Here is a 12,181-nt window from a genome sequence, read left to right on the forward strand (position 1 = left end):
TGTCCCTTCGTTTTTACTAAAAAAACAAGCCGGAAAAAATCCGGCTTGTTTGAATAATCCTTCCAAATATTATTTTCGCTTTAGGCTATCTGAGGCAAAAGAATAATAAATTCGGTCCCAACTCCCTTTTCGCTTTTCACTTGGATCTTCCCCTTAAAAGAACTGATAATTTGAAAGCTTACCATCATTCCGAGTCCCGTCCCGCTTTCCTTTAAGGAATAAAACGGAGAGCCAAGCCGGTCGATTTGCTCTTGGTTCATCCCGATTCCTTGATCCTTAATGCTAATTTTTATATACCCATCTTCATTTGAAACACACGAAATCCACACCATTCCACCGGTCGGCATCGACTCGATTGCATTTTTCAAAATATTAATCAAGGACTGGTTTAATTTTTGAGGATTAGCATAAATCCAACCATTTTCATAAATATCCGTTTTTATCTCAACATTATAGCCAAGGGCGTAACTGTGAATAAGATTAACCACACGATGTAATTGGTTTCCTACATCAACTCTTATTTCGTTATGGATGGTTGGTTTCCCAAAAGATAAGAAATCATTAATAATTTCATTGGCTCGATCTAATTCTTCGATGGATAGCTGGATGTATTCCTTTTTCTTTTGAGCCAAATTGGGTTCGTCAAGAAGCTGCAGAAAACCTCGAGTCACCTGCATCGGATTTCTAATTTCATGAGCAAAAACACTTGTTAACTCACTGATTACTCGTAATTTCTCTGAGTCTTGCATCTCTAGCCGCAGCTGGTGGATCTCCCTGATTTTTTCAATTAACAAAGTGAAGGACCAGGTAAATACGACAGCAAAAATCAAATGAATCATCTGTACTTTAAGATGTTCAAACGTAAAACCTCTTAACATCCCAAAAACAGTAAGGCCAATTAAACAGTAGTAAACGGAAAGGCCCACTGCAATTTTAACCCTTTTATCTTTTTTCGCCTTTTTGAAAGACTTTTGAAAAAACAATATAAAAGGAAGTGATATCAATAAGACAAGTACGGTATTATAAAAACCCACGCTGATGCCGAAATTAAGTCGATACAGTAGGATTAGGCCCGCGAGGAAAATACTCGGCCAAAATCCTCCGTATAGGCTTCCTAACAGAAGAGGGATAATTCTTAACTCCAACCTGGCATTTTGACCAAAACTCACTGGAAAGGACATGCAAAGTATTATTGAAATCCCCCACAAAATGGTCATTATGACATGTTTATTTTTTTCGCTCTTTACCTTTTCCGTAATAAAGGTAGAGTAAATAAATATGGGAATGACCGTAAGAGTCAGCTGTAGCAAAAAATCCTTTACGATACTCATCTTCGTTACCTTTCGTATACCGTTACCAAAATTCTATTAATAATATTCATATTATACTTTAAATTTTTCAAAATTTGTCGACTTAGTTTTTGAAAATAATGAAATTTTTTAAAATCTAGAAGAGTAATTTTTATGGAATGGTTTGATATGCTGGAATGGGTTCAACGCTTCAATTCAAAAAATGGCACCTACTTTCCATTAGGTGCCATTTCTGTTGTAAGGATACTGACAATTTGCCCTATTCATTCCCCGTTTAATCCATATTGTTCAATTTTTCGATAAAGATTCCTCACGCTAATCCCTAGTGAATCGGCTGCTTTCGTCTTATTCCAATTTTGTTTCTTCAGAGTAGATGCAATATGCTTCCTTTCTAGTTCTTCTAATGTAAAATAAGAAGAGGCCTCCAGCTCTGTTGGTCTTTTGTCAACGGGAAGCAGCAGATCATGTGTTTCAATACATTCACCTGTCGATAAGAGCAATCCCATCTCGATAACATGGTGCAGCTCCCTTACATTCCCTGGAAAGGAGTAGCAGCAAAGCGCCTCAATCGCATCAGGAGACAGCTTTTTATGGGGTGTCCTTGATTGTTTAATAAAACAATCAATTAACAATGGAATGTCTTCTTTCCGTTTCCTAAGCGGAGGAATCACCAGCTTTACTACGTTTAAACGATAATAAAGGTCCTCGCGAAATTTGCCCTCCGCTATTTCCTTTTCCATCTCCCGATTGGTCGCGGCAACTACCCGTACCTTTACGCGCCTCTCTCTGATATCGCCAACCCTTCTAAATTCTCCGGATTCCAAAAATCTTAATAGCTTTACTTGTACAGAAAGCGGCATTTCGCCAAGTTCGTCCAAAAACAAGGTCCCCCCGTCCGCGGCCTCTACAAGCCCCTTTTTGTCCTGGTTTGCACCGGTAAACGCTCCTTTTACATAGCCAAACAGTTCACTTTCCAGCAGCTGTTCCGGCAATGCCCCGGAATTCACCGGCACAAACGGCTCTTCGGAACGAATGCTCCAATAATGGAGAGCCTTGGCAAATAACTCTTTGCCAGTACCGCTTTCCCCTTCAATCAAAACAGGAACGTCGCTGCTTGCAATTCTTCTGATCAAGTCCAATACCTGCTTGAAATTTGGACTTTCCCCGATAATATGAAATTCATTTTGCTGCTTGATAATTCTCCTCATACTATCATTCTTCGTTTTTAACAGTTTGCTTTGTTTGGCCTTTTCAATGGTCAGCTCTAATTCTGAAAGATTATACGGTTTGGTGATATAATCAAAGGCGCCAAACTTCATGGCTTCAATCGCTGTTTCAATCGTTCCATGGCCGGTCAGCATTAAGATTTCTGTTTCAGGCTGTAATCTCTTTGTTTCTTTTAAAAGGGAAATTCCGTCCATCCCTGGGAGCCTTATATCATAAACCGCCACATCATAATATTGTTTTTTTAATTTAGATAACGCATCTTCTGCATTTTCTGCACTCTCCACTTCATATCCTTTACGTTTTAATCGACGAACCAGAAGCTCAAGTAAATCCTTCTCGTCGTCAACAATTAAGAGCTTTGCTGCAGCCATCGCTTCTCTTCCCTCCCAACAGGAATGTGAATTTCTATAGTGGTACCCATTCCCAGTTCACTATCGATTTCAATCGTTCCCCCGAATTGCTGGATGATCCCATAACAAACGGATAAACCAAGTCCTGTCCCTTTACCAACCGGTTTGGTTGTATAAAAAGGGTCGAAAATTTTCGGGAGAATTCCTTTTGAAATGCCACTTCCATTATCAGAAACTATTAATACAAGATTCATGTTGTCTGTTTTGGCTCCAATCTTAATTATTCCGCCATCAGGCATGGCATCAACGGAATTATTGATTAAATTGACAAGCACTTGCATCAGTTTGATGCTGTCTCCAGCAATATTCGGAAGGTTTTCCCCCATCTCTACTTCCAGCTTGATGTGATTTTTTCTTAACGAATATTCAACTAAACTAATGCTGTTTTGAATCGTTTCAGACAAATCTATACGGGACAATGTCCAATTTGATTTTCGGGAGAAATTCAGGAGATTTCCAGTTATTCTTTTGCATCTCTCTGTATTTTCTTTAATTTTCTTCAAATATAAAAATACTTCTTCATGCACGATTTGTTCATCATCTTGGATACGGTCCATCAAGTCTTCTGCGTAAACATTTATTGTTGTAAGCGGGTTATTCACTTCATGGGCAAAACTGGATGCCATGAGCCCTAACGCTGCGAGTTTATCCGTTTGAATGATTTTTTCCTCCATATGTTTTTGCTCGGTAATATCCTCTATCACAATTAGGAATTCCCCTTCTCCAGCAATTGCATGATTTAGAGGAAAAACACGTCGTCTAAAAATCCTATCTGTCCCGGCATCGAATTTCAAATTCATTACTTTATCTACTGCAGTCTCCTTCTCTGGGCAAGGCAAGGGGCAATTTTCGCATGGTAAGTTTTTTTCGCCTATTAACCTATAACAAGGAAGAGAAACCTGGTCGTCTTTTAACCATTGTTTCAAAATGGGGTTCATCCACGTGACGGCATATTCGTTCGTTATGAGTGCCAGTCCGGCACCTATTCCGCTGACCACAACATCTAGTCGTTCTTTTTCCTGTGCCAGCCTGATGGTTTTATCCTCAAGCTCCTTGCTCATTTCATTAAACGATGCTGTTAGCTGTCCCAGCTCATCTTTTCTTGTAATTTCTACTGGTTTATTTTTGGAGCCAATTGTTAATTTTCTCATTGCATTCTCTAATATAATTATCGGCTTTGTAAAATAAAAGCCAGCATAAACACTAATAAAGCTAACAATTAAGGTAACTAGGGCAGCTGCCCAAAACCCGCTTTTCATCATATGATAAATGGGTTGATAGGCTGTATCTTTCGGCTGTTCCATCACAAGTGTCCAGTCAAGTTCGTTTATTTTTGTTTTTACCCCTAATACCTCTTTTGGGTTAACCGGCTCCTGTTTTGCCCACAACTTACGATAGTCTTGATGGGCAATCACTTTCCCATTTCGATCGACTAAATAAAGGTACGCAGAATCGTTAGGACGAAGAGAGGAAATTTGCCCGATGATTTTCTGCAATTGTACCACCACGCCAATACCCTTTCTCTCACCATTATCGTAAAAGGGAACCGCCAGCTTTATCACCGGTTGGTCGAACTGATTGAACTCGACTCCCCCGTAGATTTTTTCCTTCTTCTGAAAGGCAGACCACATGTCCTTCGTAAACCAGTTTTCATTTTTCTCTGGGCGATTCAATTTGTAACGGGAAACCCTCTTCTCCACCGTTCCATTTTTATCTGTGACAACAACTTCCTCTATTGAGTCATTTTTTACAAGAAGCTCGTATAAAGTATCTTTTTCCATCTGAAGATTTTTAAAGGAAGAAAATACTTGGATTCGCTGAATCGTTTGATCAAACTCCATTTCAATTTGATTAGAGAGATTCTCGAGTATCAGTTTCTGTTTATCTATGATTCTTTCTTCTAAATCTGCTTTTATAAAAGAGTAATAGTAAAAACTGATTAGCAAGAGAGGCACAGAGGACATGATTAATCCAAATACTAGGACCTTGTTTCGAATAGGGATGGAATTAATAAAAGTATTTCTGATTCTACTCATTCTTTTCCAACCCCTCCCCTTTTGCTGGGTTTATCGTTTCGGCCATGCTCCCAATATTTTTATTTAAGGAAAATCCTAATTTACCTCTCACCTGATCATTAATAATAAAACGGATCCGGTCTGGCACCTCAACTGGAAGGTCTCCTGGTGAGTTTCCTTGGATAATTAAGCTTACATACCTTGCAGCTTGGTATCCTTGATCAAAAAAGCTTGCCCCATAACTGGCCAAAAAGCCCTGCTCGACCTCATGCTCATAGATTCCCATTGTCGGAATCTTGTATTTTTGGGATAACGCGACAATTTCCTTTGTAGCTGATTCAATGCGAAATCCTGGCAAAATTAATATCGCATCATTCGGCCTTACACTCTTTTGCAGGCTCTGCAAAAAATCAGATTCAGCCGCATTTACAGGTAAAATTGGTATAGAAAGTATTTTTGCTGTTTCTACCGTCTCTTTTAAACTGATTCTGCTTATTTCAATCTCATCATCGTATAAAACGAGAACTCGATTAATTGACGGAACTAAGTCATGCAATATTTCCAGGCGTTTGCCCGAAATCTTTGTATGATAATTATTGACCCCAGTTAAAAGTCCCCCGGGAGATTGATAGTCTTGAATCAACCCAATTTCCCTCGGTGCTGCCACTCCCGCAAAAACAATAGGAATGTTAAGATGCTGTTTCTCCATTTCAGCTTTTAATGTAGTGGTTTCAATCCCGCCAAGAGTGACAATTAAATTGGGACGATCCTTTAACAAATCTTTAATTTGTCTCTCTAATCGTCCCTCTTGGTCATTCGCATTTTTTAAAATAAAGTTTATTTCTTTCTTCTTATAGCCGAGATCTTGGAGTCCCTGTTGCAACCCGGAAAACTTCTCGTTTCGGCTATCTCCCATCATAACGATGCCGATTTTTAACGACGGCTGCTCATTGGTTTCGACATAGTGATAAATGAAGACGGAAATCGTAAGGATGATTAGGATAGAAAGATACCATTTAATTTTCACTTCATTTGCCTCCACTTTTGTCTTCTTTTTTATAACTATATCGAAAAAAATAACATTACTACCTTAGTAATTAGGAGAACTTTATGAACAATACAAGCAAGCCTCTGCTCCTTCAAATAAATGTTTTGTAGGATGGGTCTTCCTTTAAAAGCCTGACAAATTGTCACACTGTGACTTTTTGTCATGGCTATGTTGGCAAAAAAAATTTTTAAACCCGTTAATATCCTAGAGCAAAGATTTGGCACGGAAATTGCATTAATAGTAATTGTAGATAAATAAATGAAACTAGGAGTGGGAAAAATGATTAAGTTAACCAAGACTCAAAAAGGATATGTCCTGACAATTGTAGCCAGTGCATTCCTACTGGCGGGATGCAATTCTGACAAGCCGGCTGAAGCTAAGCAATCAACAAAAACTCAGGAAGCAACAGTAGAACAAACAGCCATGAAATCGTATCAGCCGCCTAGTCTGGATAAAGTACCAGAAGGGCCCCTCGGTGACTCTATTAAATATGGATATAAATTAATGCATGAAACCAATACCGTAGTTCCTAACAATGTAGGCAATAATTTGGCATGTTCAAGCTGTCACGGTACGGCCGGAACGGATGCAACGTCCCCTTTAACGGGTGTTACAGCAGTCTATCCCGCTTATAATCCGCGGGCCGGTAAAGTATTGACAATCGAAGACAGAATCAATGGCTGCTTCAAGAGAAGTATGAATGGTAAGCCGCTGGAAGCAACTAGTGATGAAATGCGGGCGATGGTTGCCTACTTAAACTATATTTCTACAGATGTGCCAATTGGTATAAAAGAACGACCTTGGGTTGTGAAAAACTCAATGCAAAACGTTCCAAAACCAGATCTTGCAAATGGTGAAAAGCAATTTCAGCAATCCTGCTCACAATGTCATGGAGCAGATGGTTCTGGAACCGGCCCTACAACTGGTCCGGTACTTTGGGGAGATAAATCCTTTAATATCGGAGCCGGAATGGGAAGAATCTCAACAGCAGCAGGTTATATTAAAAGAAATATGCCTCTTGGGGAAATGGGCGGTATTAAACAGGGCAGCTTAAGCGATCAACAAGCTGCGGACCTTGCAGGCTTTATCCTTGCGAAAGAACGCCCTGATTTTGCTGAAAAGGCAAACGATTGGCCGTTAGGAGATGCTCCTGCAGATGTACCCTATGAATTAAAAAGCAGTAAAAAGTAATTGATGATCGCAAAAAAACTAGGACAAAAAAAGCTCTTGAATCATGGATTCAAGAGCTTTTTAATGGATGTTTTTTATTGTAGTAAATTTAAATTTCAATTGACTTTTAAATTGGGAATCCGCCATTTTGAAATTTATCCTAAGATTGCCGGTAAAGAAAGGATGACTTCTGTACCTTTACCGGGTGAACTATGAATCTTAATTTTGCCATTCATACTTTCAATGATTCTGTAAACCACCATCATCCCCAGCCCAGTTCCGTTTCCCGTCATGGTAAAATAGGGCTCGCCTAGCCTTTCGAGCACTTCTCTGCTCATTCCAATACCATTATCCAGTATGCGTATATGACATTCCCTATCCTTGAGATCAGTTTTAATGGTGATATCTCCACCATTCGGTATGGCTTCAATACTATTTTTTAAGATGTTCCCCAAGGCCTGTACCATTTTTGCTGGTTCTCCAAGTACATAACATTGGCAGCTAGAGTGATGATTGGAGATCTGGACGTTATACTGATTGGCATATGGTTCCATAATCGAAACCGCTTCCTTTATGGAAACTTCTATATCCATTTTTTCCATTTGGTTAGGGTAAGGTCTGGCAAATGTTAAATAGTCTGTTACGACCCGGTCAACGCGGTCGATTTCATCTAGAGCTAATTGAAATAACAAGTCTCTTTTTTCCTGAGGCATGGTTTGGTCATATTTCAGTAATTGCACCATCCCGCGAGCAGTGGTTAACGGGTTTTTAACCTCATGGTTGACTGCAGCTGCTAAATGACTCACCGTCTCGAGCCTGGCCGCTTGAAATAGCTCCATCCGCTTTCGATAATTTTTCCGTATCGCTTCCTCAGATAAACTTACTAGAATGATCCCTAAAAGGTTCACGATGAGATAGTTAATCGAAAAATTTATGGTATCTGATTGAATAAGGTGGTCAGATCCATAAAAAAGAACAATAACCGAAAAAAGCATATTAATGCCGGCAGCCAAAAACACTTTATTAAAAGTTTTCAATCGAAAATAAATAGGTCTAACAAAATGACCAATGAGAAACAGTGAAACTGTACTAATAATAGAACCGAGTATACCCGGACCACCTTGAATAATTCTAATGAAGATAGTTTCGATTGCGAGTAAAAATCCGATAAAAGGGCCGCCATACAAGGTACCCAACCAAAGAGGGATCCTCCGCAAATCAAAATTCAAACCATTATCTTTATAGAAGGAAAATACCATACAAAACAATATAGCGATTCCATAGGTGGCGAGAATTCCATACTTTTTTACAAATGGACTTTCAGGCTTACTTTCATTCCAGAATTGATGAACAATCATTGCGATTATGATAACCAATAAGTTAAAAAGCATATTACTGCTTTCATTAATCATTAAGAATTCCCCTTCATCTGCATTTCCTTCTATATATGCTGCATCACTATTTGGTTTTTGGGATTTAAAACGGTTAATCTAAAAAGATATTATCACAGACGAAATAGAATTCCCATATTAGTTTTATAAAACAATGAAAGAATATTTAAACAAAGAAAAAACAAGCCGAAATGAATCCGGCTTGTCATTATAATTATGGTTAATTAACTTGATTCCCCAAGCTAGGCGGCAATAACTTCTCACTTTCAAATACCTTTCCAAGTGCTTCGTCAGCTTTTTCAAAGGTTGCGTCGGCTGCTTCAAAATTTGGGGCTTCTTTTTTCAATTCATCAGCTTTTGCCTGATAGGACGCTGCAAATTCTTTTAGGACGGCTTCAAGCTCTGCCTGATGGTCCTTCAACTTTGCTGGAATTTGAATGCTGTTTAGTTCAGCGGCAATTGCTGCTGCAGCTGCAATTGCATCTGCTTTATCCTCAACAGTTGGCAGGTCTTCTGGCTTTGCGTCTTCCTTGGATGCCTTCGCTACATATGTATCTAAAGACACATCTTTCGCGTTAATTTTCTTACCAAGCTCCGTATAAAATTTAACTAATTCCTTCTTTACTTCCGTCTTGGGTGCTACTGCTTCCTCAGTATTTTTCTTTTCCTTCTCTGGCGTTTTTGCCTCGTCACTACTTGAGCATGCAGCAAGTCCAATAGTCATGGTTAATGCTGCGATTGATAATAAAAACTTCTCCATTTTGTTTTCCCCCTATTTCTCTATTGCTTTTTACAGCATTGTATTAGACGGAGGAAAAAGGTCATTATTGTTTCACAAAATAGGAATTTTTTGTATTTCTTTAATAGAAATAACTTATTTTAATTTGGAGAAAATAATGAAGGATTAGCATGGATATGTTAATAAACGACATTTAGGAAAGGAAGGATGAAACCATGTCGATTCAATCCTTTCAACCGGGACAAATAGTATATGTAATTATCCGCAATCCTCATGCACAGGATGTGGCCAATGTCCAAGAAGCAGCGGTTGTCCAAAATCCTGAGTCACCAGGTGATTTGGCGCTGTTTGTGTATGAAACCTATTATCCATTAAATGATGAAGTAGCAGTTTTTAGCTCTTCTTCCGAGGCAGAAAATGCCTTTCAGGAAGCATTCGGCTACACAGAAATCGAGGGTTATTATGGTTAAACCCTTTGTCCCTCAACTTGTCTATGTAGAACCCGATGCATTGACCTATCCACTTGGAAAAGAGCTTGTGTCCAAATTTGAGAATATGGGGATTGAGATAAGGCAAACCACCTCCCATAACCAAATTCGGAATTTACCCGGGGAGAATGACTTTCAGAGGTATCGTGTCGCCAAATCAACACTCGTCGTCGGAGTAAGAAAAACGCTGAAATTTGATACCTCCAAACCTTCAGCAGAATATGCGATTCCCTTTGTGACTGGCTGCATGGGTCATTGCCATTATTGTTATTTGCAAACGACGATGGGCAGCAAGCCTTATATCCGCACGTATGTCAACATTGATGATATTTTTGAAGCAGCCGAGAACTATATGAAAGAACGTGCTCCGGAACCTACACGGTTTGAAGCATCTTGTACTTCGGACATCGTCGGTGTGGATCATTTAACCCATACCTTAAAAAAAGCGATTGAGTTTTTTGGTGAATCTGAATATGGAAAGCTTCGTTTTGTCACAAAGTTCGCCCATGTTGATCATTTGCTCGATGCTAAACATAACGGGAAAACACGCTTTCGGTTCAGTATGAACGACGATTATATCATCAAAAATTTTGAGCCAGGCACCTCCCGCCAGCACGAAAGAATTGAGGCGGCTGGAAAAGTCGCAAATGCAGGATTTCCTTTAGGTTTTATTATCGCCCCTATCTATTTACATGACGGCTGGAAGGAAGGCTATAAGGAAATGTTTGAAAAATTAGAGGCCGAACTTCCAGATACAGCGAAAAGGGACTTAACCTTCGAGCTGATTCAACATCGCTTTACCAAACCGGCAAAAAAGGTCATAGAAAAAAACTATCCAATGACGAAATTGGAATTGGATGAGTCGAAACGGAAATGGAAATGGGGTCGCTATGGGATCGGAAAGTACGTGTATACCGACCAAGAGCAAGAGGATATCAAGGATACCTTGGGTTCATATATCCATAATTATTTCCCTGAAGCGAAAATTGAGTATTTCACTTAAAGGAGTAGATTTCATGACAAATTCAGATCTAAAAGAAAAGGTCCAGAAGGTTATCTCTGACCACAAAACGGGCATTCTTTCGACAGTTGAAAATAATAAACCCCATTCCCGGTATATGACTTTTTATAACGACGAATTAACCTTATATACACCAACAAAAAGGGATACTGAAAAAATCGGGGAAATTGAGAAAAATCCGAACGTATCTGTTCTATTGGGTTATGAAAAAAAAGGACAAACTGATTCCTATGTTGAAATATCCGGAACTACCGCTGTTAATGATTCTAATCAGCTGAAACAACAATATTGGGAAGAGTCATTTAGTCAATGGTTCAACGGCCCTGACGATCCGAACTATATTTTTCTTGAGATAAAACCAGAAACCGTTCGTATTATGAATCTTAACGGTGAACCATCACAAGAATTGAATTTGTAAACTTAACCACAAAGGTTACCCTTATCCACATAAATAGGAAGTTCTTGACTCACTAAACTTTTATATTAAATAGAGACTTTAATAGTAACAGGATTCAGTCGTGTAACTGAATCCTATTTGTAGTTTTCAGTGCGTACCATATATTTGTGACAAATCCGAAATATTTTTTGACAATTTTGTGAACAAAGTTTTGACAATTTTGTGAACTCGGTGAATAATATATAGTATAAGAGATTTGGAAGTGTAAATCATCCCCATCCCAAGGAGGTCGTAATGATGAATTCGCGAATGAAAATATTACATGCAACAAAATGGGCCGGCAGTATTACCTTACTAACGGGTATCATGATTTTTTTATACGGAATTGTAAGCGGTTTAATGCCGATCACCGGGATTGGGATTGGAACCATTGTTGGAGCGGTGATGTTCTTTCTGATGGGAATGTTTTTTATCGCGACAGAGGAAATGGTAGAAAAAACAGACAAGGGATTGGAAATCCCGCCAATGCCAATGAAACCGAGATTATATTTAGTAAAAAGATAAATGAAAACTCGTCGAATGGCGAGTTCGATAGGACGAAGACAGAGACGTAGTTGAATTTATTATTTCCTATAAGCTAAAGAAAGAGAGCGTCTCTAAAGACGCTCCCTTCTTCATTCTATTTACATATCCCAAAGGAAAATGAGTAATGTTCCAAAAACGGTAATCAGGGCCATGGCAATCATAAAAAACACCTTGCCATAAATTACCCACTTATCTTCTGATTCGCCAGCGTGCATAAACACAACAAGCTGCAGAAGAGCCTGAACAAATGCTGTGACAACTAGGACAACCATTCCTTGTGCAAAGGACAGTTTCAAGAAATAGACTGCAAGAGCAGCTGCCGTTAGAACTAAGGAAAAGACAAAACCTATTATTTGTTTTCGTGGGAATAATTCGCTCAT

General features: G+C 39.0%; 12 protein-coding genes. 5 read left to right on the forward strand and 7 right to left on the reverse strand.

All coding sequences use genetic code 11. The annotated features are described in order from the left end of the window. Positions 1 to 80 precede the first annotated feature (80 nt). The 4 genes from KHA99_RS04705 to KHA99_RS04720 all read right to left on the reverse strand — a co-directional run bounded on the left by KHA99_RS04705 (position 81) and on the right by KHA99_RS04720 (position 5,989). A complete protein-coding gene (locus KHA99_RS04705; protein ID WP_213116245.1) occupies positions 81 to 1,331 on the reverse strand; it encodes an ATP-binding protein in 1,251 nt (416 codons plus the stop codon). A gap of 242 nt (positions 1,332 to 1,573) precedes the next feature. After that, positions 1,574 to 2,908 carry a sigma-54-dependent transcriptional regulator gene (locus tag KHA99_RS04710; protein ID WP_213116246.1) on the reverse strand — a complete coding sequence of 445 codons (1,335 nt, stop codon included), beginning with the start codon at positions 2,906 to 2,908 and terminating at the stop codon, positions 1,574 to 1,576. Further along, positions 2,887 to 4,983: an ATP-binding protein gene (locus KHA99_RS04715; protein ID WP_213116247.1), complete on the reverse strand. Its 2,097-nt coding sequence runs from the start codon at positions 4,981 to 4,983 to the stop codon at positions 2,887 to 2,889. Before KHA99_RS04715 ends, KHA99_RS04710 begins: the two co-directional genes overlap by 22 nt. After that, positions 4,976 to 5,989: an ABC transporter substrate-binding protein gene (locus tag KHA99_RS04720; RefSeq protein ID WP_213116248.1), complete on the reverse strand. Its 1,014-nt coding sequence runs from the start codon at positions 5,987 to 5,989 to the stop codon at positions 4,976 to 4,978. The genes KHA99_RS04715 and KHA99_RS04720 overlap by 8 nt, the downstream gene beginning before the upstream one ends. Before the next feature lie 300 nt (positions 5,990 to 6,289). On the opposite strand from KHA99_RS04720, the gene KHA99_RS04725 reads away from it, so the two are divergent. Continuing rightward, positions 6,290 to 7,201: a c-type cytochrome gene (locus tag KHA99_RS04725; RefSeq protein ID WP_213116249.1), complete on the forward strand. Its 912-nt coding sequence runs from the start codon at positions 6,290 to 6,292 to the stop codon at positions 7,199 to 7,201. Positions 7,202 to 7,335: 134 nt separating this feature from the next. Here KHA99_RS04725 and KHA99_RS04730 read toward each other — a convergent pair whose 3' ends face one another. Further along, positions 7,336 to 8,592, reverse strand: coding sequence for an ATP-binding protein (locus KHA99_RS04730; protein ID WP_213116250.1), 1,257 nt, complete (start codon positions 8,590 to 8,592; stop codon positions 7,336 to 7,338). Between the two features lie 199 nt (positions 8,593 to 8,791). Continuing rightward, on the reverse strand, positions 8,792 to 9,331 hold the full coding sequence (locus KHA99_RS04735) for a hypothetical protein (RefSeq protein WP_213116251.1): 540 nt from the start codon (positions 9,329 to 9,331) through the stop codon (positions 8,792 to 8,794). Between the two features lie 194 nt (positions 9,332 to 9,525). On the opposite strand from KHA99_RS04735, the gene KHA99_RS04740 reads away from it, so the two are divergent. The 4 genes from KHA99_RS04740 (at position 9,526) to KHA99_RS04755 (ending at position 11,780) form a co-directional block, all read left to right on the forward strand. Next, positions 9,526 to 9,780, forward strand: coding sequence for a transcriptional regulator SplA domain-containing protein (locus KHA99_RS04740; RefSeq protein ID WP_213116252.1), 255 nt, complete (start codon positions 9,526 to 9,528; stop codon positions 9,778 to 9,780). Next, on the forward strand, positions 9,773 to 10,801 hold the full coding sequence (splB, locus tag KHA99_RS04745) for a spore photoproduct lyase (RefSeq protein WP_213116253.1): 1,029 nt from the start codon (positions 9,773 to 9,775) through the stop codon (positions 10,799 to 10,801). Before KHA99_RS04740 ends, splB begins: the two co-directional genes overlap by 8 nt. A 13-nt stretch (positions 10,802 to 10,814) precedes the next feature. Next, complete coding sequence (locus tag KHA99_RS04750) at positions 10,815 to 11,237, forward strand: pyridoxamine 5'-phosphate oxidase family protein (RefSeq protein WP_213116254.1); 423 nt, start codon at positions 10,815 to 10,817, stop codon at positions 11,235 to 11,237. 276 nt (positions 11,238 to 11,513) lie between these two features. Next, positions 11,514 to 11,780, forward strand: coding sequence for a hypothetical protein (locus tag KHA99_RS04755; RefSeq protein WP_213116255.1), 267 nt, complete (start codon positions 11,514 to 11,516; stop codon positions 11,778 to 11,780). A gap of 119 nt (positions 11,781 to 11,899) precedes the next feature. Here KHA99_RS04755 and qoxD read toward each other — a convergent pair whose 3' ends face one another. Further along, positions 11,900 to 12,181 carry a cytochrome aa3 quinol oxidase subunit IV gene (qoxD, locus tag KHA99_RS04760; RefSeq protein ID WP_213116256.1) on the reverse strand — a complete coding sequence of 94 codons (282 nt, stop codon included), beginning with the start codon at positions 12,179 to 12,181 and terminating at the stop codon, positions 11,900 to 11,902.

This window comes from Neobacillus rhizophilus (genome assembly GCF_018343535.1).
In the GTDB taxonomy this organism is placed as follows: Bacteria; Bacillota; Bacilli; order Bacillales; family Cytobacillaceae; genus Neobacillus; species Neobacillus rhizophilus.